21 protein-coding genes are annotated in these 25656 nt (G+C 74.4%); 19 read left to right on the top strand and 2 right to left on the bottom strand.

Translation table 11 applies throughout. The features are described from left to right. Window positions 1–3 precede the first annotated feature (3 nt). The 15 genes from murC to Q1K26_RS12090 all read left to right on the top strand — a co-directional run bounded on the left by murC (window position 4) and on the right by Q1K26_RS12090 (window position 17226). Window positions 4–1443 (top strand): UDP-N-acetylmuramate--L-alanine ligase, encoded by a 1440-nt coding sequence (gene murC / locus Q1K26_RS12160; protein WP_300010749.1) that lies wholly within the window; start codon window positions 4–6, stop codon window positions 1441–1443. A 46-nt stretch (window positions 1444–1489) separates the two neighbouring features. Then, window positions 1490–2644, top strand: a complete 1155-nt coding sequence (locus tag Q1K26_RS12155) for an FtsQ-type POTRA domain-containing protein (protein WP_300010746.1) — start codon at window positions 1490–1492, stop codon at window positions 2642–2644. 133 nt (window positions 2645–2777) lie between these two features. Continuing rightward, the gene (ftsZ, locus tag Q1K26_RS12150; RefSeq protein WP_300010743.1) at window positions 2778–4121 is read left to right on the top strand and encodes a cell division protein FtsZ; all 1344 of its coding nucleotides are present in this window, start codon (window positions 2778–2780) and stop codon (window positions 4119–4121) included. A gap of 82 nt (window positions 4122–4203) precedes the next feature. Then, complete coding sequence (pgeF, locus tag Q1K26_RS12145) at window positions 4204–4917, top strand: peptidoglycan editing factor PgeF (protein WP_300010740.1); 714 nt, start codon at window positions 4204–4206, stop codon at window positions 4915–4917. After that, complete coding sequence (locus Q1K26_RS12140; RefSeq protein WP_300010737.1) at window positions 4914–5648, top strand: YggS family pyridoxal phosphate-dependent enzyme; 735 nt, start codon at window positions 4914–4916, stop codon at window positions 5646–5648. Before pgeF ends, Q1K26_RS12140 begins: the two co-directional genes overlap by 4 nt. Window positions 5649–5787: 139 nt before the next feature. Next, window positions 5788–6516, top strand: coding sequence for a cell division protein SepF (gene sepF / locus Q1K26_RS12135; RefSeq protein WP_300010734.1), 729 nt, complete (start codon window positions 5788–5790; stop codon window positions 6514–6516). 37 nt (window positions 6517–6553) lie between these two features. Next, window positions 6554–6838, top strand: a complete 285-nt coding sequence (locus Q1K26_RS12130) for a YggT family protein (RefSeq protein ID WP_300010731.1) — start codon at window positions 6554–6556, stop codon at window positions 6836–6838. Window positions 6839–6894: 56 nt separating this feature from the next. Further along, window positions 6895–7779, top strand: a complete 885-nt coding sequence (locus Q1K26_RS12125; RefSeq protein ID WP_300010728.1) for a DivIVA domain-containing protein — start codon at window positions 6895–6897, stop codon at window positions 7777–7779. A 70-nt stretch (window positions 7780–7849) separates the two neighbouring features. Beyond that, window positions 7850–9154, top strand: a complete 1305-nt coding sequence (locus tag Q1K26_RS12120) for a hypothetical protein (protein ID WP_300010725.1) — start codon at window positions 7850–7852, stop codon at window positions 9152–9154. A gap of 278 nt (window positions 9155–9432) precedes the next feature. Beyond that, window positions 9433–12654: an isoleucine--tRNA ligase gene (gene ileS, locus Q1K26_RS12115; protein ID WP_300010722.1), complete on the top strand. Its 3222-nt coding sequence runs from the start codon at window positions 9433–9435 to the stop codon at window positions 12652–12654. Window positions 12655–12719: 65 nt separating this feature from the next. Further along, window positions 12720–13484: a class I SAM-dependent methyltransferase gene (locus tag Q1K26_RS12110; protein WP_300010719.1), complete on the top strand. Its 765-nt coding sequence runs from the start codon at window positions 12720–12722 to the stop codon at window positions 13482–13484. A gap of 114 nt (window positions 13485–13598) precedes the next feature. Beyond that, complete coding sequence (locus Q1K26_RS12105; RefSeq protein ID WP_300010793.1) at window positions 13599–15068, top strand: potassium/proton antiporter; 1470 nt, start codon at window positions 13599–13601, stop codon at window positions 15066–15068. Window positions 15069–15075: 7 nt separating this feature from the next. Continuing rightward, window positions 15076–15645 carry a signal peptidase II gene (gene lspA / locus Q1K26_RS12100; protein ID WP_300010716.1) on the top strand — a complete coding sequence of 190 codons (570 nt, stop codon included), beginning with the start codon at window positions 15076–15078 and terminating at the stop codon, window positions 15643–15645. Further along, window positions 15638–16564 carry an RluA family pseudouridine synthase gene (locus tag Q1K26_RS12095; protein WP_300010713.1) on the top strand — a complete coding sequence of 309 codons (927 nt, stop codon included), beginning with the start codon at window positions 15638–15640 and terminating at the stop codon, window positions 16562–16564. Before lspA ends, Q1K26_RS12095 begins: the two co-directional genes overlap by 8 nt. Beyond that, window positions 16561–17226: a hypothetical protein gene (locus tag Q1K26_RS12090; protein ID WP_300010710.1), complete on the top strand. Its 666-nt coding sequence runs from the start codon at window positions 16561–16563 to the stop codon at window positions 17224–17226. The genes Q1K26_RS12095 and Q1K26_RS12090 overlap by 4 nt, the downstream gene beginning before the upstream one ends. A 99-nt stretch (window positions 17227–17325) precedes the next feature. Here Q1K26_RS12090 and Q1K26_RS12085 read toward each other — a convergent pair whose 3' ends face one another. Both Q1K26_RS12085 and Q1K26_RS12080 read right to left on the bottom strand, forming a co-directional pair. Further along, window positions 17326–18390 (bottom strand): glycosyltransferase family 1 protein, encoded by a 1065-nt coding sequence (locus Q1K26_RS12085; RefSeq protein WP_300010707.1) that lies wholly within the window; start codon window positions 18388–18390, stop codon window positions 17326–17328. Next, window positions 18387–19277, bottom strand: a complete 891-nt coding sequence (locus Q1K26_RS12080) for an alpha/beta hydrolase (RefSeq protein ID WP_300010705.1) — start codon at window positions 19275–19277, stop codon at window positions 18387–18389. The genes Q1K26_RS12085 and Q1K26_RS12080 overlap by 4 nt, the downstream gene beginning before the upstream one ends. 214 nt (window positions 19278–19491) lie before the next feature. Here Q1K26_RS12080 and Q1K26_RS12075 point away from each other — a divergent pair, with 214 nt between their 5' ends. From Q1K26_RS12075 to dnaE, 4 genes are all read left to right on the top strand, one after another. Then, window positions 19492–20190, top strand: coding sequence for a DUF998 domain-containing protein (locus Q1K26_RS12075; RefSeq protein WP_300010702.1), 699 nt, complete (start codon window positions 19492–19494; stop codon window positions 20188–20190). After that, window positions 20187–21155 (top strand): hypothetical protein, encoded by a 969-nt coding sequence (locus Q1K26_RS12070; RefSeq protein ID WP_300010699.1) that lies wholly within the window; start codon window positions 20187–20189, stop codon window positions 21153–21155. The genes Q1K26_RS12075 and Q1K26_RS12070 overlap by 4 nt, the downstream gene beginning before the upstream one ends. A 59-nt stretch (window positions 21156–21214) precedes the next feature. Further along, window positions 21215–22387 carry a glycosyltransferase gene (locus tag Q1K26_RS12065; protein ID WP_300010695.1) on the top strand — a complete coding sequence of 391 codons (1173 nt, stop codon included), beginning with the start codon at window positions 21215–21217 and terminating at the stop codon, window positions 22385–22387. Between the two features lie 855 nt (window positions 22388–23242). Beyond that, a partial coding sequence (gene dnaE / locus Q1K26_RS12060; protein WP_300010692.1) for a DNA polymerase III subunit alpha occupies window positions 23243–25656 on the top strand: 2414 nt, incomplete at its 3' end.

Below are 25656 nucleotides of genomic sequence, written 5' to 3'. Positions count from 1 at the left end.
CGCATGTGCAGCTCATGTCCCGCACGTGGCGATCATGGAGCAGCCGTGACACCCACCGAGCCCGTCGAGCTGCACGACCGCGTCCATCTCATCGGCATCGGCGGGGCGGGGATGAGCGGCATCGCGCGGATCCTGCTGGCCCGCGGCGCCACCGTGTCCGGCTCCGACGCGAAGGACTCGCGGGTGGTGCTGGCGCTGCGGGCGCTGGGCGCGCGGGTGGAGGTCGGCCACGACCCGGCGCACCTGCCCGAGGCGCCCGCCACCGTCGTCGTCTCCTCGGCGATCCGGGCCACCAACCCGGAGCTGGCCGCCGCCCGCGAGCGCGGCCTCGACGTCGTGCACCGCGCGCAGGCCCTCGCCGCGCTCACCGTGGGCAGGCGCCTCGCGTGCGTCACCGGCACCGCGGGCAAGACGTCCACGACCTCGATGCTGACCGTCGCGTTGCAGCACGCGGGCCTGGACCCGTCGTTCGCGATCGGCGGCGACCTCGCCTCGTCCGGGTCCGGCGCGCACGAGGGCACCGGCGCGGTGTTCGTGGCCGAGGCCGACGAGAGCGACGCCTCCTTCCTCGCGTTCTCCCCGGTGGTCGCGGTCGTCACCAACGTCGAGGCCGACCACCTCGACCACTACGGCACGCCCGGGGCCTACATCGCCGCCTTCGGCGCCTTCCTCGACCGGATCACCCCGGGCGGGCTGCTCGTGGCCTGCGCCGACGACCCCGGTTCCGCGGACCTCGCCCGGCTGGCCGAGTCGCGCGGCATCCGCGTGCAGCGCTACGGCCGGTCCGGCGACGCCCAGCTGGTCGACTTCCGCCCCGACGGCCCCGGTGCCCGCGTGGTGCTGCGCCACGGCGGCGTGGAGCACCTGCTGCGCCTGGCCGTGCCCGGCGAGCACATGGCCCTCAACGCGCTGGCCGCGCTGCTCGCCGGCGTCGAGCTCGGTGGCACTCCGGAGGCGCTGCTCGCCGGCCTGGCCGCCTTCGACGGCGTGCGGCGGCGCTTCGAGTTCAAGGGACGCGCGGGCGGCGTCGCCGTGTACGACGACTACGCCCACCACCCCAGCAAGGTCGCCGCGCAGCTGCGCGCGGCCCGCGACGTGGTGGCCGGTGCCGGGCGCGTCGTCGTGGCCTTCCAGCCGCACCTCTACTCCCGCACCCGCGAGTTCGCCGCCGACTTCGGCCGCGCGCTCGCCCTGGCCGACGAGGTCGTGGTGCTCGACGTGTTCGGTGCCCGGGAGGACCCGGTGCCGGGGGTCACCGGTGCGCTGGTCGCCGACGCGGTGCCGCTGCCCGAGGGCCGGGTGCGGTTCGTGCCGCACTGGTCGGACGTGCCGGCCGTCGTCGCCGGGATCGTGCGGCCCGGGGATCTCGTGATCACGATGGGTGCGGGCGACGTCACCGTACTGGGCCCGGAGGTCCTGCTCGAGCTCGAGCGGCGCCCGTGAACCGGGCGACGGGCACGGTGCCGGGCGCCCGCGGTGAGGTCCGGCGATGAGCCCGCGCCCGCCCGCCGACCCGGCCCGCGGCCGGCGCGAGACGGTGGGGGAGGCGGTCGCGCGGCGGGCCCGGGAGGGCGACCCGGTGACGGGGGAGCGGGGACCGGCGGTGTCGCGCACGGCCGGGCCGGCCGGCGAGTCCGGCGCGCCCGGGTCCCGTGGTGCGGCCTCCCGTGGTGCGGCGTCCCGGGCCGGCGTGTCCCGTGGCCGGGCCCCCCGATCCGGGGCCGCGCGGCCCGATCCCGGCTCCCGCAGGTCCCGGACCGCCGAGTCGCCCGGCGACGACCCGGCAGGTGACGCGCGGTCCCGGGCCGCCCGGTCGGCCGGGTCCCGGCGCGCCGGCCCTCGCGCCCGGGCGACCGGGGAGCGCGCGAGTACCCGGCCCGCTCGCGGAACGGGCCCGGGCGTCGGGACGGCGGAGGAACGGGGCGCCGAGCCGTCCCGGCCCGCTCCGTTGTCGCCGGTCCACCGCCGCAGGCGCCGGGTCGCCGCGCTGGTGGCCGGCCTGGTACTGCTCGCGGGCCTCGCGGTCGGTGGCCGGCTGCTGCTGTTCGACCTGGGCCTCGCCGACGTGGAGGGGGTCGAGGTCAGCGGGGCCTCCGCCGTGCCCGTGGAGGAGGTGCTGGCCGCGGCGGCCGTGGTCCCGGGCGGGCCGCTGGCCTCGGTCGACACGGCGGGGATCGCGGCACGGGTGGCGCAGCTGCCCGGCGTCGCCATGGTCGAGGTGGGCCGCGGATGGCCGCACACCGTCACCGTCGCGATCACCGAGCGGGTGGCCGTGGCGATCGTCGACACCGCCCGCGGCCCGGCGCCCGTCGACGCCACCGGGGTCGTCTACGCCGCGCCCGTCGCCGCGGACCTGCCCCGTCTGACCTTCGGCGCCGTCGGACCCGACGACCCCTCCACCCGCGCCGCCCTGGACGTGCTGGGCGCGTTGCCCGACGGGCTGCGCGCCCAGGTGCGGACCGTCGACGTGTCGACCGGCGGCGGCACCCCGCAGGTCGCCCTCGGGCTCACCGAGGACCGTCAGGTGCGCTGGGGGACCGCCGAGCGCGGTCCCGAGAAGGCGTCCGTCCTGGTCGCGCTGCTCACGCAGCCGGGTCGCGTGTACGACGTGACGAGCCCCGAACTGCCCACCGTAAGGTCATGATCTGTCGAGATCGACCCGGTCGGGGGGTTGCCGACGTCCGGCGCGCCTGCTGGACCGCGCCGGGAACGCGACCTAGCGTTCGAGGGGTCGGTTAGGAACACCCCCGGCCCCGCATTGAGGAAAGGGACCGCGCATGACGCCCCCGCACAACTACCTGGCCGTGATCAAGGTCGTCGGCATCGGTGGCGGCGGGGTCAACGCCGTCAACCGCATGATCGAGGTCGGCCTCAAGGGCGTCGAGTTCATCGCGGTGAACACCGACGCGCAGGCCCTGCTCATGTCCGACGCCGACGTGAAGCTCGACATCGGCCGCGAGCTCACCCGCGGCCTCGGCGCCGGCGCCAACCCGGAGGTGGGTCGCAAGGCCGCCGAGGACCACCGCGAGGAGATCGAGGAGGTCCTCAAGGGGGCCGACATGGTCTTCGTCACCGCGGGGGAGGGCGGCGGGACGGGCACCGGTGGCGCGCCCGTCGTGGCCTCGATCGCGCGCAAGCTCGGGGCCCTGACCATCGGCGTCGTCACCCGCCCGTTCACCTTCGAGGGCCGCCGCCGCGCCGGGCAGGCCGAAGAGGGCATCAACGGGATGCGCAACGAGTGCGACACGCTCATCGTCATCCCGAACGACCGGTTGCTCCAGCTGGGCGACGCCGGCGTGAGCCTGATGGACGCGTTCCGTTCCGCCGACGAGGTGCTCCTCTCCGGTGTCCAGGGCATCACGAACCTGATCACGACACCCGGCCTGATCAACCTGGACTTCGCCGACGTGAAGTCCGTGATGTCCGGCGCGGGCAGCGCCCTGATGGGGATCGGCTCCTCCCGCGGCGAGGGCCGGGCGGTGCAGGCGGCGCAGAAGGCGATCAACTCGCCGCTGCTGGAGGCGTCGATGGACGGCGCGCAGGGCGTGCTGCTGTCGATCGCGGGCGGGTCGGACCTCGGCCTGTTCGAGATCAACGAGGCCGCGTCGCTGGTCCAGGAGGCGGCGCACCCCGAGGCGAACATCATCTTCGGCACGGTGATCGACGACTCGCTCGGCGACGAGGTGCGCGTCACCGTCATCGCCGCCGGGTTCGAGGGCGGCGGTCCCACCCACAAGAAGCTGGAGCCCGCCGCGTTCGGGACCGGGGCCCGGGGGTCCGGCGTGATCGCGCCGGGGGTCAGCGGCAGCACGGCCCCGGCCACCCCCGCGACACCGCCCCCGGTCCAGCCCCCGGCGGCCCCCGCGGCCGACGGCGACCACAGCGGCGGGAACGGTCTCGGGAACGGCCTGGGACGGTCGGCGGGCAGCAACCAGTCGGGCACCCTGCCGCCGGCACCGTCCGGCTTCCCCGAGCCGCGGCGCCCCGAGCGCCCCGACGCCTCGTCCACCGCGCCCCAGCCGGTGGTTCCGGAGCGCCCGGCGCCGTCGTACACCGAGCCGGTGCAGGCGGCGACGGACTTCGACGACGACGTGGACGTGCCGCCCTTCATGAAGCGCTGACGGTGCCGGGTACGCCACCGCCGCCCGTCGCGCACACCTGCGGGGACCCGTGCCCGGGTGCCGGGCCCGGCCGGTGTGGGCGATGACCGGTCGGGTGCGTCGCGTCGTCACCACCCGCGCCGGTGGCCGCTCCACGGGACGGTTCGCGCGGTTCAACCTGTCCGCCGGGGTCGACGACGCCCCGGCGGCCGTGTCGGCCAACCGCGCGCGGGTGTCCCGCGAACTCGGCGTGCCCGTCGTCTACCTGCAGCAGGTGCACGGCATCCGGGTCGCCACGGTCGACGCGGTACCGGTCCCGGGCGAGCCGGACCGCCCGCACACCGACGCCGCCGTGACCGCGCTGCCCGGTGTCGGGCTCGCCGTGCTGGCGGCCGACTGCGTGCCGGTGCTGCTCGCCGACCCGCACGCCGGGGTCGTCGGCGCGGCCCATGCGGGGCGGGTCGGTGCCGCGGCGGGAGTGCTGCCGGCCGTCCTCGACGCGATGGTGGCGCTGGGCGCCCGGGCCGGCGCCGTCGAGGTGCTGCTCGGACCGGCCGTGTGCGGGGGGTGCTACGAGGTGCCCGCGGCCATGGCGGCCGAGGTCGACGCCGCGCGGCCCGGCAGCGCCGTCCGGACCCGGAGGGGCACCCCGGGTCTCGACCTCCGCGCGGGCCTCTACCACCAGCTCACCGCGCTGGGTGTGGCCCGCGTCGGCGGTGACCCGCGCTGCACGATGGAGGACCGCGACCTCTACAGCCACCGCCGCGACGCCCCCACCGGCCGCCAGGCCGCGATCACGTGGGTCGAGGAGTCGTGAGCGGCGAGCCCGACGAGCGGTCCCGGGAGCTGGCCCGGCGCCTCGCCGCGGTCCGTACCCGGATCGGGGACGCCTGCTCGGCGGCAGGGCGTGATCCCGCCGAGGTGGCGCTGCTGGCGGTCACGAAGACCGTGCCCGCCGCCGACGTCGCCCGGCTGCTCGACCTCGGGATCACCGATTTCGGTGAGAACCGGGCGCAGGAGGCGGCCGCCAAGGTCGAGGAGGTGGCCGCGCTGCGCTCCGGCGGGCGCTGGCACCTCGTCGGCGGGCTCCAGCGGAACAAGGCCCGCGCGGTCGTGCGTTGGGCCGAACGGGTGGAATCCGTCGACTCGATCCGGCTCGCCGACGCCCTCGACGACGCCGTCCGGCGTGCTCAGGATGCCGGTGACCGCGCGGGTCCGCTGTCCGTGCTGCTCCAGTTCAGCGTCGACGGCGACCCGCGACGCGGTGGGGTGCCCTCCGAGGGGTTGGGGCCGCTCGCCGAACACGTGGTCGACTGCGCCGGGCTGCACCTCGACGGCCTCATGGCCGTGGCGCCGCTCGACGCGGACCCCGACGCCGCGTTCGCCGCCGTCGCCGCGGCAGCCGACCGACTCCGCTCCGCGTTCCCGCAGGCCAGGACCCTGTCCGCGGGGATGAGCGGTGACCTTGAGGTGGCCATCCGTCACGGTTCGAACGTGGTGCGTGTCGGAACAGCCCTTGTGGGGGAACGGCGGATAGCCTCGCCGTGATCGTCGAACGGCCGCAAGCGGTCGACGGCACGGGGTGAACGGCTATCGATGGGAGCGTGCCGGTGAGCGAGCGTCAGCGAGCGAGCGGTCGACACAGCGCGTGCGGGCAGAGCCGAGCGGGCACGGCGGGAGAGCGCAGATGAGCGCGATGTACCGGCTCAAGGCGTACTTCGGCATGGTGCCGGCCGAGGAGATGGCCGAGTACGCCGACGAGCCCGTCGAGCGCTACGCCGTCCCGCGCCGCGGCCGCGACCGCGCCGAGGACCGCTGGGACGACGGGCACTGGGACGACCGCCGCGACCACCTCGACCACGCCGACGACGAGCGCCCCGAGCCCGCCTACGCGGTGCGGGAGCGCCGGGGGGGACGGCCCGGACCGGCCGACCCGCCGCGGGGTCTCGGGGGCGGCTCCACCGGTCCCGGCGGCGGCCCGGGACCGGGCGGGTTCGGCCCGTCGACGCGGGGGGCGCTGGCCGTCGACCACGAGTCCGTGCTGCGCGAGCCGACCCGGCTGCCGACCGCTCTGCCCGTCCCGCCGGCGCCGCTACCTGCGCTTCCCGAGCAGCGGGACCGCGGGGCGTCGGCGCTCTCGCGCATCACCACGCTGCAGCCGCGCAGCTACAAGGAGGCCCGGAGCATCGGCGAGCACTACCGGGACGGCCAGCCGGTGATCATGAATCTGACCGAGCTGGACGCCGCCGACGCCAAGCGGCTCGTCGACTTCGCGGCCGGGCTGGCGTTCGCGCTGCGGGGCTCCATCGACAAGGTCACCAACCGGGTGTTCCTCCTCACGCCCGCCGATGTCGAGGTCTCCGCCGACGACGCGCGGATGCTCGCGGAGCGCGGCATCCACCGCTCCGACGGCTGACCTCACCGGCCCCGGCACCCGGCTAGCATTCGGCACCGTGCCCCTCGTCATCCAGTTCGTCGTGTACTACGTGCTGTTCTTCTTCTGGTTGCTGCTCATCGCCCGGATCGTGGCCGAGCTGGTGCGCAGCTTCGCGCGCCAGTGGGTGCCCGCCGGGCCCAGTGCCGTCGCACTGGAGCTCATCTTCACCGCCACCGATCCGCCCGTGAAGTTGTTGCGGAGAGTGATCCCGGTCGTCCGGATCGGCGGCGTGGGGCTGGACCTGTCGATTATGGTTCTGCTGCTGGTCGTGTTCATACTGATGAGCGTTGCCCAGCCGTAGCCGGAGTGAGCCCCAGTCACCCGGTTTCGCCGCCGAGGACTGCATGAGGTGATCCGATGCCGCTGACTCCCGCCGACGTTCACAACGTCGCGTTCAGCAAACCCCCGATCGGGAAACGGGGGTACAACGAGGACGAGGTCGACGCGTTCCTCGATCTCGTCGAGGCCGAACTGGCTCGACTGATCGAGGAGAACGAGGACCTGCGCGAGCAGGTCTCGGAGCTCGACCAACGCCTCGGCAATGCCCAGGCTGACCTGGAGGACGCGCGTTCGCGTCCACCTGCGGCGATGGCGTCCCCCGTGTCGCCGCCGACGCAGCAGATCCAGCGTCAGGTCGAGCCGCAGCAGATGCGACCGCCGATGGAACCCCAGAGGTCGATGGGGATGCAGGCGCCGCCTCCGCAGCTGGCCGAGCAGGGCGAGCAGGGCGGTGACCACCACGTCCAGGTCGCCAAGGTGCTGAGCATGGCCCAGGAGATGGCCGAACGGCTCACCGCCGAGGCCAAGACCGAGGCCGACACGATGCTCGGCGAGGCCCGGACCAAGTCCGAGCAGCTGCTCTCCGAGGCCCGCACCAAGTCCGACGGCCTCGTCAACGACGCCCGCGCGCGGGCCGAGACGATGCTCAACGACGCCCGGACCAGGGCGGAGACCCTGGAGCGGCAGTCGCGCGACAAGGCCGCGACCCTGGTCGGCGACGCCGAGCGCAAGCAGAACGAGATCATCGGCAGCATCACGCGCGAGAAGACGGTCCTCGAGAAGAAGATCGACGAGCTCCGGACCTTCGAGCGTGAGTACCGCACCCGGCTCAAGACCTACCTGGAGTCCCAGCTCAGAGACCTGGAAGGGCGCGGTTCCGCCGCCCCGACCGACGGTCGTGCGGCACGGGACGGCGGCTACGCCGCCACCGGATACGGTCAGCGCGCCGACGCGGGTAGCTGAGAAGAAGACACCCGTTCCTACCCCGGCGGCGCGGCGCAGGAGTGCCGCGCCGCCGCACCCGGAGTGAAGAGTGCTGCTGCTGGTTCTGATCCTCGTCCTGATCGCGTTCGGCCTGCTGCTCGTCGGCTTCCTGTCGTCCAGCGTCCTGTGGGCGTGGGTGTCGGTCGCCGTGAGCGTCGCAGCGGCGGGGGTGTTGCTGTTCGACACGCTGCAGCGCCGCTCGGTGGTCCGCGCCGGGGACGAGGCGGGCGGTGACCAGCCGGCCGACTCCGCGGGGGAGCGGCCGGTGGCGGTCTCCGGCCCGGGCCAGCGGACCGGGGGTGCCGCGGACGGTCGCTCCGAGGTCGATCCGGTCACCGAGGTGATCCCGGTGGTCCGCCCGCCCGCGCCCCGCAACGCGGGCGTCGAGCCCCGGTTCGACCCCGACGCCGACGCCCAGCAGACGGTCATGATGCCCGCCGTACAACCGCCCGGCTCTCCGGCCGGACCGTCCGGCGCTACCCCGGGTCAGCCCCCATCGAGGGAATCTTCGTCACCGAGCGTCACCACGTCGACCGCCGACGCCGATGCTCCGGGCGGCCCGACCGCCGGTGAGCAACCCACGGTCCTCGTCCCCGCGGCGGGTTCGGAGCCCGAGCCGGAGCCGTCCGGGACCGATCCCGCACGCGACGCGTCCGCCGGCTCCCCGGACACCGAGGAACCGGCCGCCCCGGCCGCCTCCGGTCCGGCGGCCTCCGACCCGGCGGCCCCGTCGGCGAGCGAGACCACCGGCGACCCCGCGGCCGGGCCGGACGGTGCGTCCGCCGCCACGACCGCCCTCGCGGGCACGGCCGGGGCGAGTGCCGCCGCAGGATCCGCCGAGCACCCCGCCGACCCCGCCCGGTCCGCGGCGCCCACGGGCGGGGGTGACGTCGACGCCACCACGGCGGTGTCGCCTCCTCCGCGGGAGGTACCCGGGGCACCGGCGACCCCGCCCGCGGAGCCGCCCGGATCCCTGTTCGTCTCCGGGCCGGCCACCAACGGCGCGTCGCAGGCGGGCGGTGCGGAGCGGCCCGCCGGGGAGACACCGCCCGCGGCGCCCCCAGCCGAAGCCGAGGCCGAGCCGCCCGCGCAGGTCTCGGCGGCCGAGTTCGACGGCGAGGCCCCGCAGGAGCGGTCCGATCCCGAGGCCGCGGCCCTCGTCGCCGGCCTGGAGGACGAGGTGCTCGTCATCGACGAGCAGCCCCGCTACCACGTCACCGGCTGCCGCGCGCTCGCCGCGTCGGCCCTGATCCCGCTGCCGGTCCGCGAGGCCGTCGAGCTCGGCTTCACCCCGTGCGGGTGGTGCGGCCCCGACCGCGCACTCGCGAGCCGGCACCGGGCCACCGCCCGGTAGCCGCACCCGGGCGGGCCGGGGAATACCGGGTGGCGCCCCGGCGCTACCCTGGTTCCACAGGCACCGATCCGGCCATCACCGGGGAGCCTCCGGAAGAAACGCGGGCCCCGGCCCGCGGAGTAGAACCGGACGGGTGCGGCCCGTCACAGCCACACGTCGAGAGGTCGCGCGCCCGGTGCGCGCGGCAAGCGGGGTGGTACCGCGGCGCGCAGGCGTCGTCCCCGTGCAGGCACGAGCACCCGAGCCGCACGGCAACCACACCTCAGGGAGCACCACCGATGACCGGCTATCCCGCCGTCCCCGCGCACCCGTCGTTCCCCGAGCTGGAACGCGGCGTCCTCGACTTCTGGGCCGCCGACGGCACCTTCGCCGCCTCGGTGGACGCCCGCGACGCCGGCGCCGACGGCGCCAACGAGTACGTCTTCTACGACGGCCCGCCCTTCGCCAACGGTCTCCCGCACTACGGGCACCTGCTCACCGGCTACGTCAAGGACGTCGTCCCGCGCTACCAGACGATGCGTGGCCGCCGGGTCGAGCGCCGCTTCGGCTGGGACACCCACGGCCTGCCCGCCGAGGTCGAGGCCGAGCACCAGCTCGGCATCAAGCACAAGTCCGAGATCGAGGAGATGGGCGTCGCGGCGTTCAACGACGCCTGCCGTACCTCCGTGCTGCGCTACACCGACGAGTGGCGCTCCTACGTCACCCGCCAGGCCCGCTGGGTCGACTTCGACCACGACTACAAGACCCTCGACCTGGACTACATGGAGTCGGTCATGTGGGCCTTCAAGACCCTGTGGGACAAGGGCCTGGTCTACTCCGGCTTCCGCGTGCTCTGGTACTGCTGGCGCTGCGAGACGCCGCTGTCGGCCACCGAGACCAAGATGGACGACGTCTACACCGACCGCCAGGACCCGGCGGTCACCGTCGGCCTGGAGCTGAACGCCCCCGGGTCGGACCTGGACGGCGCGCGGGCCCTGATCTGGACCACCACCCCCTGGACCCTGCCGTCCAACCTGGCGATGGCGGTCAACCCCGGGGTCGACTACGTGCTGGTCGAGCCCACCCCCGGCAACGAGCGGCACGTTCGTGCACCAGGAGCGGACGGGAGTGCCGTTCGTGGCGGGCGGTACGTGCTGGCCGCCGCCCGGCTGGGGGCCTACGCGCGGGAGCTGGGCGACGAACCCACCGTGCTGCGCACCCTTCCCGGGTCCGAGCTGCTCGGCCTGTCCTACGTCCCGCCCTTCGACTTCTTCGCCGGCTGGACGAACGCGCACCGCATCCTCGCCGCCGACTACGTCACCGTCGAGGACGGCACGGGCATCGTGCACATCGCGCCCGCGTTCGGCGAGGAGGACAAGGTCGTCACCGACGCCGCCGGGATCGAGGCGGTCGTGCCCGTCGACGCCAAGGGCGAGTTCGACGCCCGCGTGGCGCCGTACGCCGGGATGCAGGTGTTCGACGCGAACGGCCAGATCATCCGCGACCTCAAGGAGGGCACCGCACCGTTCGTGCACGGTGTCCTGCTGCGTCACGAGACCTACGACCACCCGTACCCGCACTGCTGGCGCTGTGGCAGCCCGCTCATCCAGCGGGCCGTGGACTCGTGGTTCGTGCAGGTCACGGCGTTCCGCGAGCGGATGGTGGAGCTGAACCAGGAGATCACCTGGGTGCCCGAGCACGTCAAGGACGGGCAGTTCGGCAAGTGGCTGGAGGGCGCCCGGGACTGGTCGATCTCCCGCAACCGGTACTGGGGTTCGCCCATCCCCGTGTGGGTCTCCGACGACCCGCGCCACCCCCGCACCGACGTCTACGGCTCCCTCGACGAGATCGAGCGCGACTTCGGTGTGCGACCCACCGACCTGCACCGCCCGTTCGTCGACGACCTGACCCGCCCCAACCCGGACGACCCCACCGGTCGCTCGGTCATGCGGCGGGTCCCGGAGGTCCTCGACTGCTGGTTCGAGTCGGGCTCGATGCCCTTCGCGCAGGTGCACTACCCGATGGAGAACGCCGACTGGTTCGAGAACCACTACCCGGGCGACTTCATCGTCGAGTACAACGGCCAGACCCGCGGCTGGTTCTACACGCTGCACGTGCTGGCCACGGCCCTGTTCGACCGGCCCGCGTTCCGGTCGTGCGTGGCGCACGGGATCGTGCTGGGCGACGACGGCGCGAAGATGAGCAAGTCGCGCAAGAACTACCCCGATGTCAACGAGGTCTTCTCCCGCGACGGCTCGGACGCCATGCGCTGGTTCCTCATGGCCTCGCCCATCCTGCGCGGGGGCAACCTGGTGGTCACCGAGCAGGGCATCCGCGAGGGGGTGCGCCAGGCGATCCTGCCGCTGTGGAACACCTGGTACTTCCTGTCGCTCTACGCCGGGGCGGCCGGACGCATCGGCGTCGCGCGCACCGACTCCACCCACGTCCTGGACCGGTACGTGCTCGCCCGCACCGCGTCGCTGGTGGACGAGGTGACGGCGGCGCTGGACGTCCACGACATCGCCGGTGCCTGCGGGCTGCTGCGCGACCACGCCGAGGTGCTCACCAACTGGTACGTGCGCCGGTCCCGGGAGCGGTTCTGGGCCGGGGAGGCCGACGCGATCGACACGCTGCACACGGTGCTGGAGGTGACGGCGCGGGTGGCGGCGCCGCTGCTGCCGCTGACCATGGAGCGGATGTGGCAGGGGCTGACCGGCGGCCGGTCGGTGCACCTCACCGACTGGCCGGACGCGGGCGGACTGCCCCACGACGACGCACTGGTCACGGCCATGGACCGGGTGCGGCAGGTGGCGTCCGCGGCGCTGTCGTTGCGCAAGGCCCGCGGCCTGCGGGTGCGGCTGCCACTGGCCCGCCTGACGGTGGCCGCGGCCGACGCGGCCTCGGTCGAGCCGTTCGTCGACATCCTGCGCGACGAGGTGAACGTCAAGGACGTCGTGCTGACCGCCGACGTCGCCGCGCACGGCCGCTTCGAGCTCGCGGTCAACGCGCGGGCGTGCGGGCCGCGCCTGGGCGGGGACACCCAGAAGGTCATCCGCGCGGTCAAGGCGGGGGAGTGGGAGCAGGCCCCCGATGGGACGGTGACCGCGGGCGGCATCGCGCTGCTCGACGGGGAGTACACCGAACGCCTGGTGGCCGCGTCGGGGCGGGCGGGAGAGGAGACCGCGACGGCCGCGCTGCCGGGCTCCACCGGGCTCGTGGTGCTGGACACCGCGGTCACGCCGGAGCTGGCGGCCGAGGGCACCGCGCGCGATGTCGTCCGCGTGGTGCAGCAGGCCCGTCGCGACGCCGGGCTGGAGGTCTCGGACCGCATCGCGCTCACGCTCGACGGCCCGGAGGCGGTGCTGGCGGCCGCCCGCACCCACCAGGGCTTCGTGGCCGGTGAGGTGCTGGCGGAGGAGGTCGGCTACGCGCCGGTCGGGGCCCCCACCCTGACCGGCGCGGTGACCGCCCCCGACGACACGCCGGCCCAGCTGCGCGTCCATGTCGTCCGCACCCGCTGACACCCGCGAGTCGGGGTGTGCGTGCGCGCGAGTCGGGGTGTGCGTGTGACTTCCGGGCTCCGGTGGTGAGCGGGCCGGCGGCGGCCCGGTGGGCGCAGCTCCAGTCCGGGCGCGGCATCCCGGCCGAGATCCTCGCCCGGGCGCCCCGCTCCCCGTGGCAGCACGACCCCCGGGACTTCGCCGCCCCGCCGGTCCCGGCCGACACCCCGTCGCGCCGGGCCGCGCTGGCACTGCTCGGCGACGGCGGCACGGTGCTCGACGTCGGCTGTGGTGGCGGTGACGCGTCGCTCGCGCTGGCCGGGGCGGCCACGTCCATCACGGCCACCGATCTGCAGCCCGACATGCTCGGGGTGTTCGCCGCCGACGCCACGGCGCGCGGCGTGGCCCACCGCACCGTCGGCGGCCGCTGGCCCGACGTGGCCGCCACGGCGGGCACGGCCGACGTCGTGGTCTGCCACCTGGTGCTGCACAACGTCGTCGACCTGCCGCCGTTCCTGCGCGCGCTCACCGAGGCCGCGCACCGCGGCGTCGTGGTGGAGATGCTCGCCGAGCACCCGATGGCCTGGCTGGACGGGCTGTGGATGCGTTTCCACGGCCTGGACCGCCCGCCGCCGGCGACCGTCGACGACGCGGTGGCCGTGCTCGTCGAGCTGGGGATCACCCCGGAGGTCACCCGGTGGGAGCGCGAGACCGCACCCAGGCAGGACGCGGCGTGGGTGGCGCGGCGGCTGTGCCTGCCGGCCGAGCGGGTCGGCGAGGTGGCGGCGGCGCTTGCGGAGCTCCCGCCCCGCCCCCGCCACGCGGCGACGCTGAGCTGGACCGCACGGTGATCCCGCCGGGGGTGGTCGGCCCGCGGCGCGATCGGTCCGACACCGGGGGGTAGGGGTGGGCGTGCCCCCCGCCGTGTCCGGTTAGGCTGCATGACCTGCGGAGGTGGCATGGAGCTGGGGGAACTCGAGGTTCTGCTCGGCGTCGTGGCCACGGTCGTGCTGCTCGGTGTGCTGGCCGTGCGCGTGTCGGTCCGGGTGGGGCTCCCCTCGCTGCTGCTCTACCTCGGCATCGGGGTGCTGCTCGGCGAGTCGGTGCTGGGGATCGAGTTCTCCGACGCACCGCTGACCGAGTCGATCGGGCTGGCCGCCCTGGTGCTGATCCTCGTCGAGGGCGGGCTGACGACCCGGTGGGACTCCGTACGGCCGTCACTGGGCATCGGGCTCGCGCTGTCGACGGTGGCGGTGCTCGTCAGCATCTCCGTGGTGGGGGTGGCGCTGCACCTGCTGCTCGACATGGAGTGGCGCACCGCGTTCCTGTGGGGTGCGGTCCTGTCCTCGACCGACGCGGCCGCCGTGTTCAGCGTGCTGCGGGGGGTCGGGGTGTCGCGGCGGCTCTCCGGCGCGCTCGAGCTGGAGTCGGGCATGAACGACGCGCCGGTCGTGCTCGCCGTCGTGCTGCTCGCCTCCGGCGACCCGATCACCTGGCTGACACCGCTGCGGGTCGTCTACGAGCTGGGCGCCGGGGCCGCCATCGGGGCGCTGCTGGGTCTGGGCGGGGCGTGGGCGCTGCGCCGCGCGGCCCTGCCGTCCACCGGTCTCTACCCGCTGGCCGCCATCGCGGTGTGCGTCCTCGCGTACTCCGGGGGGCAGCTCGCGCACGCCTCCGGGCTGCTCGCCACGTACGTGTGCGCGCTCGTGCTCGGCAACTCCGACCTGCCCCACCGGGGCGGCGTCCGCTCCTTCGCCGAGGGCACCGGCTGGCTGGCGCAGATCGGCCTGTTCGTGCTGCTCGGGCTCTACGCCTCCCCGGGTCGGCTGGTGGACGCGATCGTCCCGGCCCTGATCGCCGGGGCGGTGCTGCTGCTCGTCGCGCGCCCGCTGTCGGTGATCGCGGCGGCGACCCCGTTCCGGATGTCGTGGCGGGAGCAGGCGTTCCTGTCGTGGTCGGGCCTGCGCGGCGCGGTGCCGATCGTGCTCGCCCTGATCGCGCTGATCGAGGGAGCGCCGTCGGCGCCGGCGCTGGTGGACGTGGTGTTCGTGCTGGTCGTGGTGCTGACGCTGCTGCAGGGGACCACGCTGCCGCTCGCGGCGCGGCTGTTGCGGGTGACCCAGCTGGGCCGCCGGGACGTGGAGGTCGACGCCGCCCCGCTCGACGAGCTGGGCGCCGACCTGATCCAGGTGCGCGTGCCGGTGGGGTCCAGGCTGCGGGGGGTCTACCTGCGTGAGCTGCGGCTGCCGCGCGGCGCGACCGTCAGCCTCGTGGTGCGCGACGAGGAGGCGTTCACCCCCGACGGCGAGACCCGCCTCCGCGAGCGCGACCAGCTGCTCGTCGTCGCCACGGCGGGCGCCCGGCGCGCCACCGAGGACCGCATCCGGGCCGTCGACGCCGCCGGGCGGCTGGCCCGCTGGCGCCGTGGGGGATGATGGGCCCGTGCCCGACACCCCCGTTCCCGACACCCCCGCACCCGAGTCGTCGGCCGCCCCCCGCGTGCGGCTGCTCGCGCTGCTCGCCGCCCTGATCCTGGCCGCCGACGTCGTCACCAAGGTGGTCGGCGTGGCCGCGCTGCAGGGGCGGGAACCGGTGGAGCTGCTGGGCGGACTGGTCTACCTGCAGCTCGTGCGCAACCCCGGCGCGGCGTTCTCGCTGGCCACCGGCTACACCTGGGTGCTGACGCTGATCGCGGTCGCCGTCGTCGTCGTGATCATCCGGGTGGCGCGCAAGCTGCGGTCCACAGGCTGGGCGATCGCGCTCGGCCTGATCCTCGGCGGCGCGCTGGGCAACCTCGCCGACCGGCTCTTCCGCGCGCCCGGCCCCCTGCAGGGCCACGTCGTCGACCTCGTGTCCCCGTTCGCGCCCGACGGTCGCGTCTTCCCGGTGTTCAACCTCGCCGACTCCGCGATCGTGTGCGGTGGGATCCTGCTCGTGCTGCTGGCGCTGACCGGTCGTGAGCTCGATGGCACGCGGACCCCGAGCAAGGAACAGCGGACCGCCGATGAGTGACCTGCGCAGCCTCCCCGTCCCCGACGGGCTCGACGGCATGCGCGTCGATGCCGGTCTGGCGCGGCTGCTGGGGCTGTCCCGCACCGTGGTCGCCGGGCTGGCCGAGGACGGGCGCGTCGAGGTGGACGGGCAGGCGGCCGGCAAGTCCGACCGGCTGGTCGCCGGCTCCTGGCTGGAGGTCGCGCTGCCCGAGCCGGCCGCGTCGCCGATCTCCGCGCCGCCCGAGGTCGTCGGGGGGCTGGAGATCCTGCACGCCGACGACGACATCGTGGTGGTCGACAAGCCGGTCGGCGTCGCCGCGCACCCGAGCCCCGGCTGGACCGGGCCCACCGTCGTCGGCGGGCTCGCCGCCCTCGGCTACCGCGTCTCCACCTCGGGGTCCGAGGAGCGGCAGGGGATCGTGCACCGCCTCGACGTCGGCACCACCGGGGTGATGGTCGTCGCCACCTCGGAGCACGCGTACACGGTGCTGAAGCGGGCGTTCAAGGAACGCACGGTGTCCAAGCGCTACCACGCCGTCGCGCAGGGCCACCCCGACCCCAGCAGCGGCACCATCGACGCCCCGATCGACCGCCACCCCAAGCACGACTACCGGTTCGCCGTCGTCGCCGGGGGCAGGCCCAGCATCACCCACTACGACACGATCGAGGCGTTCCGGGCCGCGTCGCTGCTCGACGTGCGCCTGGAGACCGGGCGCACCCACCAGATCCGGGTGCACCTCTCGGCACTGCGTCACCCGTGCGTCGGCGACCTGGCCTACGGCGCCGATCCCACGCTGGCCAAGCGGCTGAGACTGGAGCGGCAATGGCTGCACGCCCGCTCCCTCGGCTTCGACCACCCGGGGGACGGCAGGTGGGTCGAGTACACCAGCCCGTACCCGGCCGACCTGGCCGCCGCCCTGGACCTGCTGCGGGAGTGAGGACCCGGCTCGCGGTGCTCGTCGCGTGCGTCGTGATCGGGCTGCTCACGGCCTGGTACGCGGGGTCGCGGTTCGCTCCGCCGGAGCCGGGGCCCACGCCGGGCACGGTGCGGCTGGGACCCGAGTCCGGGGAGCAGGTGGCCGCCTACCTCGCCCGGTTGCCCACCACCCTCCCGCCCCCGGGGACGGCGGCGTACGCGTTGGTGCAGTTCCGGGCCGAGCTGACCGGCGCCGATGCGCTCGCGGTGGCGACCGGTGCCGCGCCCGAGACCGTGGTGTTCCGGGTGCCCCGCGACCGGGTGCAGACCGCGCTGCGGTTCGAGCCGATCGGATCCGCGGACCCGCGCTCGGTCGAGCTGGCCCGGGAACGGGCCCGCCTCGCAGCCGTGGCCGACGCCGGGCGGCTGACCGGCCGCGCGGGCGACGTCGCGGCCGCCGAGGCCGCCGCGCTCGCCGATCCGGCCTGCCCGTGCGTCGTGGCGATGGTCGTGCGGGGGGACCGCGCCGCGCTGGACTCGCTGGCCGCGGGCCCGCAGGTCCGGGCCGTGCACGCGGCCCCCGCGGACGCCCGGCCGGTGGAGCTGGCCCTCTCGCCCCTGCTCCCCGCGCAGCGGGAGGCGGCGACCCCGGTCCCCGACGACGGCCCGCTGCCCCCGGCCTGACACCTCCGTCGCACACGAGCCGGTCGCTCGCAGATGCTCCGGCATCTGCGACGGCCTGATCGGTCTGCGACGGCCTGCCGGTCGGCTGTGCCGCCCTCTTCATGCCCGGTGGGCTGCCGCCGTGCGTTCCAGCAGGTCGAGCAGGACCCTGGCCGAGCCGGCCCAGCTGTAGCGGGCCGCCCGGTCCCGGGCGGCGGCCCTGCGCTCGTCGCGGACCGCGGGGTCGTCCAGGGCGCGGATCGCGGCCACGAAGCCGTCGACGTCGTCGGGATCGACGTAGGCCGCCGCGGGCCCGCCGACCTCGCGGAACACCGGGATGTCGCTCACCACCACCGGCGTGCCGACGCTCATCGCCTCCACCAGCGGGATCCCGAACCCCTCGTCCCGCGACGCGGACACCAGCGCGGTGGCCCCCCGCAGTACCGCGGCGTACCGGGCGTCGGAGGCCCCGTCGTGGAACACCAGTCGGGCGCCTGGGGCCAGCTCCGTGAGCCGGGCCCGCTCGGCCGCATCGACCCGGCTCATCAGGTGCAGCTCGTGGTCGGGCAGCCGCGCGGCCGCGAGCACGAGCGCGTCGACGTTCTTGTACGGCATGAACGAGCCCATGTAGACCAGCCGCCTGCCCGCGGTGCCCGCCGCGGGCGGCAGCGGGTCCGCCGCGTTCGGGACCACGGTCACCGGCCGCCGGGTCAGGCGGTGCGCCGCGATCAGGGCGGCCGTCGTCTCCGACACCGTCACCACCGCGTCCGCGCGGTCGAGCAGCAGCCGCTGCGGCCACCACGCCAGGTGGTAGAGCCGCCAGAGGGCCCGTACCGGCCCGGGGAGGTCGCGCGGCGGCGTGCCGTGCCGGTAGTAGATGAGGTCGTGCACCGTCAGCACCAGTGCGTAGCGCCGGCCGGCTGTGCCCATCGTCTGCATCGGGCTGAACACGACGTCGGGCCCGAGCCGGTTCACCTGCCGCGCCACCAGCGGCTCGCGCGGACCGGTCGGGTCGCTCACCCGGTACCAGGGCAGCCGCGGCAGCATGTCGAGCTGGCGGTGGTCGCTGATCAGCATGGTGACCGGGTGCAGGCGCGCCAGCTCGGTGACCAGGCCCGCGGTGTAGCGGCTGATGCCGTCGTGGCGGCCGATCCGCACGTAGCGGCAGTCGACGGCGACCTTCACACCAGGAACCGCCGGACGTGGGCGGCCACCGCGTCGGGCCGCTCGTAGTGCGTCAGGTGCCCGGTGCCGGTGACCAGCTCCAGCCGCGCGTCCGGGAACACCCCGGCCAGCCTGCGCTGCTCGGAGGGGGTGGTGATGTCGTCCAGCTCCGTGGCGACCACCAGCGTCGGCACGTCGATCCGGGCCGCGAACTCGTCCACCCCGTGCGACACCGACGCCCCGAAGGCCTCCAGGAGCACCCGCCGGTCGGCGAACCCGCCGAAGTACCGGTCGTGCTCGGCGTGGATCCAGGCGCGCAGCTCCCGGTCGCGGGTCTTCACCATCGCCGCACTCGCCGCCCGGGTGAACAGCCTGCTGCGCAGCAGGCCGGTGCCGACGCCCTCGGGCAGCGCGCCGGCGAAGCGGTGCAGCGCCACCGTGGCGCGCGTCAGCACCTGGCGCGGCCCGGCCAGCGCCGATCCCGCGATCGGGGTGACCAGCACGAGCGCGGGCACCTCCAGCCCGCCGGCGACGGCGGCCGCCGCCACGATCGAGCCGAACGAGTGCCCGAGCAGGACCGTCCCGGGCGCCACCGTCGAGTGGAACTCGCGGGTCCATGCGGCGTAGCCGGCGAGGTCGTGGCGGCCCTCGACCAGCGGAGGGCTCTCGCCGAAGCCGGGAAGGTCGGGGACGACCACCCGGTGCCCGGGTAGATGGGCCACGATCGGCTCCAGACCGTGGTGGTCACCCCGCAGGCCGTGCAGCATGACGATCGTCCGGTCCGGGGGGGCGGCGTCGGGTCCGTAGATCCGGTACGCAACGATGCCGGACGGGAGAACCACCTGGTGACGGCGCCGCTGCGCCTCCTCCGGCCATCCGGAGCGGGTCGCGTAGGGGAGGCTGGCCACCGCGCGGAGTGTAGGTGGCCTCCTGGAACCACCGGCGCCCGACCACGAACACCGCACCGTGGGAGACGAACACTACGGTCCGGTCACGAAAGGGCGTCGGCGGGGGCACGAGTCGGAGAGCACTGCCCTGACCGGCGCAGTTCGGGGTGATCCCCGAGGTCACTCGGTAGTGATCCTGATGTACGTCTCAGCTCCGAGATGCCACGGTGGGATCATGACGACGATCGGTGGGTCCGCGGTCACCCCCGCACGGGCCGGGGAGTCGGCCGTGCTGGGCGCGGTGATCGTCGCCCTGGTGCCGATGGGGGTGCTGCACGTCGTCGGGTCGACCGTGGTGGACCCGCTGAACAGCCCGATCAGTGACTACGTGGCCGTACCGGGGGGATACACGCTCGTGGGACTCAGCACCCTGGCCCTGGCCGTGGCGGGACTGGTGCTCGCCGCCGCGATCTCCGCAGCCCGCCTGCCGGGGGCGCGCACCGTGGGCGGCCTGCTCACCGCGTGGAGCGTCGCGCTGCTGGTGGTGGCGGTGTTCCCCACCAACCACCCGGGCACCCCGCTCGATGTCGCCGCCTGGGTGCACCGCGTCGGCGGGGCTCTCGTCTTCGCCCTGCTCCCGATCACGCTCGCCGTCGTCGCCGCCCGGGCCCGCACCGCGGAGCACTGGGCCCCCGCGGCGTCCGGGCTGCGGTGGGGGGCGTTGCTCAGCGGAGGGGGCGCGGTCGTGTTCATGGTGGGCCAGCTGCCCGCCGGGTTCGGTGTCGCACCGATCCTGCCGGCGCTCGGCCTGACGCAGCGGGTCCTGTTCGCCACGGCCATGGTGCTGCTGTTGCTGCTGGCCCGGGCGGCGCGCGTCGCGGCCGACCGAGGCGCAATCGCCGCCGGCGGGGTCGAGTGGGGGGTCCGGGCGTGACCCTCACCGCGGCCGCGGACCCCGTCCTCGCGCCGACGCTGCTGGCCTCCACGCCCGCGATCGCGCTGGCGGTGGTCGCCGCGGCGTGTTTCGCCGTGGCCGCCACGCTGCAGCACGGCGCCGTCGACAACCTCGCCGACACCGACAGCCGACTCGGCGTCGCCGCGTTCCGGACGCTGGTCAGCAGGCCGGGCTGGCTGATCGGGCTGGCCGCCGCCGTCGCCGGGTCCGGGCTGCACGCGTTCGCCCTGGTCCTGAGCCCGCTGGCGGTCGTGCAGCCGATCGGCGTGCTCGCGGTGCCCATCGCGGTACTGCTCACCGTGCGCCGTACCGGCGAGAGCCCCGGTCGCGGCGTGCTGCTCGGCGTGCTGCTGTGCGTCGTCGGCGTGGCGGCGTTCGTGTCCATCGCCGCGAGCTCGGCCATCTCCACGCGCGTACCCGACTTCGCCATCCTCATCGGGGCCGGCATCTGCACCGTGCTGACCGTGCTGCTGGTCGCGGTGGCGACGTGGAGCACCGGATGGGTCAGGTGCGTCGCCTCGGTCACCGGGGGCGCGGTCGCCTTCGGGCTGGTGTCCGCGCTGGTCCGGGCGCTGTCGCAGCAGATCGCCACCGGGCTGGTGTCGTGGACCGACCCCCGGCTGCTGGGTACCGTGGCCGGCATCGGCACGGCCCTGGTCATCGGCGGTTGGCTGGTGCAGCAGGGCTTCGCGTCCGGCCCGCCGGAGGTCGTCATCGCGTGCCTCACGGTGGTCGACCCGATCGTCGCGGTGCTGCTGGGCATCCTGCTGCTCGGCGAGGGCCCCGCCACGTCGGGGGTCGCCGCGGCCGTGCTGGTGGTGTGCGCCGTCGCGGCGACGGCCGGGGTCGTCTCGCTGGCCCGCTACCACCCCGACGCCCGCCGGGCCCGCGCCGCGCGCGCGGCGCAGGCCACCGCCGCCCACCGAACCTCGCCGAGACCGTGATCCCGCACAACATGACCCCGCGTCGGACCCCAGCCGACCGCTCCGAGAGGATTTCCATCGTGAAGCCGCTGCGCATCCTGATCGGCGCCGACACGTACGCGCCCGACGTCAACGGATTGTCCCGCTTCTCCTCGCGCCTCGCGGCCGGCCTGGCCGCGCGCGGACACGACGTGCACGTGGTGTGCCCCTCGCACGACGGCCGTCCCGACGTACGGGTGGAGGACGGGGTCACCGTCCACACGCTCAAGTCGCACCGCTGGTTCAGCCACCCCACTTTCCGCGTCGCGTGGCCGTGGACCACCCGGCCGCGCACCGCGCGGCTGTTCGCCGAGATCGCGCCCGACGTGCTGCACGTGCAGGGGCACTTCCCGGTCGGCCGCGGGCTGGTGCACGCCGCACGCGCCGCCGGAACGCCGATCGTGGCCACCAACCACTTCATGCCCGAGAACCTGGTCGGCCACGCCCGGGTGCCCCGGTTGCTGCAGCGGCCGGTCACCCGGCTGGGCTGGTGGGACATGAACCTCATCTACCGGCACGCCGACATCGTCACCGCGCCCACGCCGCGCGCGGTCGAGTTGCTGGAGAAGGCCACCGGCATGACGGGCTCGCTCGCGGTGTCCTGCGGCATCGACGCCGCGCGGTACCGGGTCGAGGACAAGCCGTCGGGACCGCCCACCGTGCTGTTCGTCGGTCGGATGGACCAGGAGAAGCGCGTCGACGAGCTGCTCCGGGCGTTCGCCGCACTGCCCGCAGGCACCGACGCCCGCCTGGAGATCGTCGGCGAGGGCGTCATGCGGGAGGAGTGGATGGGGCTGGCCGCGGAGCTGGGCATCGGCACCCGCACGTCGTTCCCCGGGTTCGTCGAGGAGGACGAGCTGGTGGACGCCTACCGCCGCGCCGCCGTGTTCTGCATGCCGGGCATCGCGGAGCTGCAGAGCATCGTCACGCTGGAGGCGATGGCCGCCGGCACCCCGGTGATCGCGGCGAACGCGATGGCACTGCCGCACCTGGTCAAGCCGGGGCGCAACGGCTGGTTGTTCACCCCGGGCGACGTGCCGGAGCTCACCACCCGCCTCGCGGCCCTGCTCGGGGACGCGGAGAGGCGCAGGCGGATGGGGGCGTCGAGCCTGGAGCTGGTGGCGAAGCACGAGCTCGCCACCACGCTGAGCACGTTCGAGGGGATCTACGAGCGGTTGCTGGGCCGGGTGCAGCGCGCGGCCCGCGCGGCCTGAGGCTCGGGCCGCGCGGGATTCCGGTCGGCCGGGCCCGTGACCGGCGGCCGGTGCTGTCGGCGAGTCCGGTGCCGGTGGTGGGGACGGCGGCCGGGTCGTGCGGGGCCGGGCCGGCCTGCCCGGGCGGGCCGTGCGGGGCCGGGTCGTGCGGGGCCGGGCCGGCCGGTCCGGGCGGCCGGTGATCGTCGTGCTGGAACGCTGAGGCGTGTCCTGGCCTGCTGCGGGTTCCCTGTCGTCGATCTTGTGGCGGTGGTTGTGGATAGCCTGTCAACGATCGTCGTCTCGGGACTGGGAGGTGTGTCCTGCCCGGCTGCTGGTTCCGGTGCGCCGATCTTCGGCGTCGTTCGGCGGGCGGTCGCGGTGACAGGCCGCGGGCGGACTGTCGTCCCGCCCGCCCACCAGCACGGCGTGGAGGGCAGCCCCGGCCCGTCGTGCCCGGCGCCGCCCGGGCCGCTCGGCCCGGCCTCGCCCGGCCGGCCCGGCTTCGCCCGGCTGGTTGGCTTCGCCCGGCGCCGCTCGCCCGGCGCCGCCCGGCGCCGCTCGCCCGGCGCCGCTCGGCCCGGCGCCGGCCCCGCTCCGCCCTGCCCGCCCGGCCCGGCCCAGCCCGGCCCGGCCTCGCTCGCACCTCCTGCCTCCACCCCGCCCCCGCTCTCGCGACCTGCCGGTGCGATGCTCCGCGGACGTCGGCGCACGACACGCCGCCCGGCCGGAGTGAGCAGCACGTTCGGCGCCGGGCCGCCCGGCTGTGCCGGGACTGTCGGTGCCCGGGGTTAATCTGACTCGTCCCCACGGCGCACCCGGCCGAGGGCGTTCGAGCGCGGGTCCGCCCGCGCTAGGAGGGAGCTCCCCACCCCGATGACCAGTTCTTCCCGTGCCCGCTCCTCGGGTGACAGCTTCGTCCACCTGCACACCCACACCGAGTTCTCGATGCTCGACGGGGCCGCGCGGCTCGACGACCTGTTCCGCGAGGCCGCGCGGATGGAGATGCCCGCGCTCGCGATGACCGACCACGGCAACGTGTTCGGCGCCTACGAGTTCTGGCGCAAGGCCAAGGCGGCCGGGGTCAAGCCGATCATCGGCATGGAGGGCTACCTGGCGCCGGGCAGCCGCCACGAGCGCAAGCGCGCGGTGCTGGCCCGGGGCGCGTCGGGGGCCGACGACACGGACAACCCGGGTGAGATGTACACCCACATGACGCTGCTGGCCGAGAACACCGAGGGGATGCACAACCTCTTCCGCCTCTCCTCGCTCGCCTCGCTGGAGGGCTACTACTACAAGCCCCGCATGGACCGCGAGCTGCTGGAGACCTACGGCAAGGGGATCATCGCCACCACCGGCTGCCCGTCGGGGGAGGTCCAGCGGCTGCTGCAACAGGACAAGTACGACGCCGCCTGCCAGGCTGCGAGCGACTACCGCGACATCTTCGGCAAGGACAACTTCTTCTGCGAGCTGATGGACCACGGCATCGAGATCGAGCGCCGGGTCCGCGACGACCTGGTCCGGCTGAAGAAGCTGCTCGACCTGCCCGGCCTGGCCACCAACGACCTGCACTACACCTTCGCCGAGGACGCCAAGCCGCACGAGGTGCTGCTCTGCGTGCAGACCGGCAAGACGCTGGCCGATCCCAACCGGTTCAAGTTCGACGCCCAGGACTTCTACCTCAAGTCGCCGGTCGAGATGCGCGACATGTGGGACTCGGAGTTCCCGGAGGCCTGCGACAACACCCTGCTGATCGCCGAGCGGGTGGAGGTGAACTTCACCGAGAGCCAGGACCTGATGCCCCGCGCTCCGGTCCCCGAGGGGGAGAACGAGGAGTCCTGGCTGATCAAGGAGGTCGAGCGGGGGCTGCACCGGCGGTTCCCGAACGGCGTCACCGAGCAGTACCGCAAGCAGGCCGAGTACGAGCTCGGCGTGATCACCCAGATGGGGTTCCCCGGGTACTTCCTGGTCACGGCCGACCTCATCCAGTACGCCAAGTCGGTCGGCATCCGCTGCGGCCCGGGGCGTGGATCGGCCGCCGGCTCGCTGGTCGCCTATGCCCTGGGCATCACCGACCTCGACCCGATCAAGCACAAGCTGATCTTCGAGCGGTTCCTCAATCCCGAGCGCATCTCGATGCCCGACATCGACATGGACTTCGACGAGCGCCGGCGCGGCGAGATGATCCGCTACACCACGGAGAAGTACGGCGAGGACCGGATCGCCCAGATCATCACCTACTCCACGATCAAGGCCAAGGCCGCGATCAAGGACTCCGCCCGGGTGCTGTTCGGCCAGCCCGGCTACTCGGTCGCCGACCGGATCACCAAGGCCATGCCACCCGCGGTGATGGGCAAGGACATCCCGCTGTCGGGGGTGTTCGACCCCGCGCACAAGCGTTACACCGAGGCCACCGAGGTCCGCGCGCTCTACGAGGCCGACCCGCAGGTGAAGGAGATCATCGACACCGCCCGGGGGCTGGAGGGGCTCAAGCGGCAGTGGGGGGTGCACGCGGCCGGTGTGATCATGTCGTCGAAGCCGCTGCTGGACGTGATCCCGATCCAGCGCCGGGAGGCCGACGGCGCGATCATCACCCAGTTCGACATGGGCGCCTGCGAAAGCCTCGGGCTGCTCAAGATGGACTTCCTCGGCCTGCGCAACCTGACGATCATCGACGACGCGCTGGAGAACATCGAGCTCAACGGCAAGCCGGCGCTGGTCATCGAGGACGTCGAGCTGGACGACCCGGCCACCTACGACCTGCTCTCCCGGGGAGAGACGCTCGGGGTGTTCCAGCTGGACGGCGGCCCGATGCGCGACCTGCTGCGGCGGATGGCCCCCACCGAGTTCGACGACATCTCCGCGGTCGGCGCGCTCTACCGGCCCGGACCGATGGGCGCCAACGCGCACAACGACTACGCCGACCGGAAGAACAAGCGCCAGGACGTCACCCCGATCCACCCGGAGCTGGCCGAGCCGCTCAAGGACATCCTCGGTGAGACCTACGGCCTGATCGTCTACCAGGAACAGGTCATGGCGATTGCGCAGAAGCTGGCCGGGTACAGCCTCGGCAAGGCCGATCTGCTGCGCCGCGCCATGGGCAAGAAGAAGAAGGAGATCCTGGACAAGGAGTACGCCGGCTTCGCCCAGGGCATGAAGGACCACGGGTACTCGGCCGCGGCGGTCAAGACGCTCTGGGACATCCTGCTGCCGTTCTCCGACTACGCCTTCAACCGCGCGCACTCGGCCGCGTACGGCGTGGTGTCGTACTGGACGGCCTACCTCAAGGC

The sequence above is a fragment of the Pseudonocardia sp. genome (assembly GCF_029263155.1).
GTDB lineage: Bacteria > Actinomycetota > Actinomycetes > Mycobacteriales > Pseudonocardiaceae > Pseudonocardia.
Note: the sequence above shows the minus strand (reverse complement) of the source record. Positions and strands in the feature narration are given on the sequence as shown.

What these genes read in the sequence shown, in the direction of transcription:
- Q1K26_RS12155 (WP_300010746.1), top strand. Translation starts at nt 1,490, where the DNA reads ATGAGCCCGCGCCCGCCCGCCGACCCGGCCCGCGGCCGGCGCGAGACG.
- sepF (WP_300010734.1), top strand. Translation starts at nt 5,788, where the DNA reads ATGAGCGCGATGTACCGGCTCAAGGCGTACTTCGGCATGGTGCCGGCC.
- murC (WP_300010749.1), top strand. Translation starts at nt 4, where the DNA reads ATGTGCAGCTCATGTCCCGCACGTGGCGATCATGGAGCAGCCGTGACA.
- ileS (WP_300010722.1), top strand. Translation starts at nt 9,433, where the DNA reads ATGACCGGCTATCCCGCCGTCCCCGCGCACCCGTCGTTCCCCGAGCTG.
- Q1K26_RS12075 (WP_300010702.1), top strand. Translation starts at nt 19,492, where the DNA reads ATGACGACGATCGGTGGGTCCGCGGTCACCCCCGCACGGGCCGGGGAG.
- pgeF (WP_300010740.1), top strand. Translation starts at nt 4,204, where the DNA reads ATGACCGGTCGGGTGCGTCGCGTCGTCACCACCCGCGCCGGTGGCCGC.
- Q1K26_RS12095 (WP_300010713.1), top strand. Translation starts at nt 15,638, where the DNA reads ATGAGTGACCTGCGCAGCCTCCCCGTCCCCGACGGGCTCGACGGCATG.
- Q1K26_RS12125 (WP_300010728.1), top strand. Translation starts at nt 6,895, where the DNA reads ATGCCGCTGACTCCCGCCGACGTTCACAACGTCGCGTTCAGCAAACCC.
- ftsZ (WP_300010743.1), top strand. Translation starts at nt 2,778, where the DNA reads ATGACGCCCCCGCACAACTACCTGGCCGTGATCAAGGTCGTCGGCATC.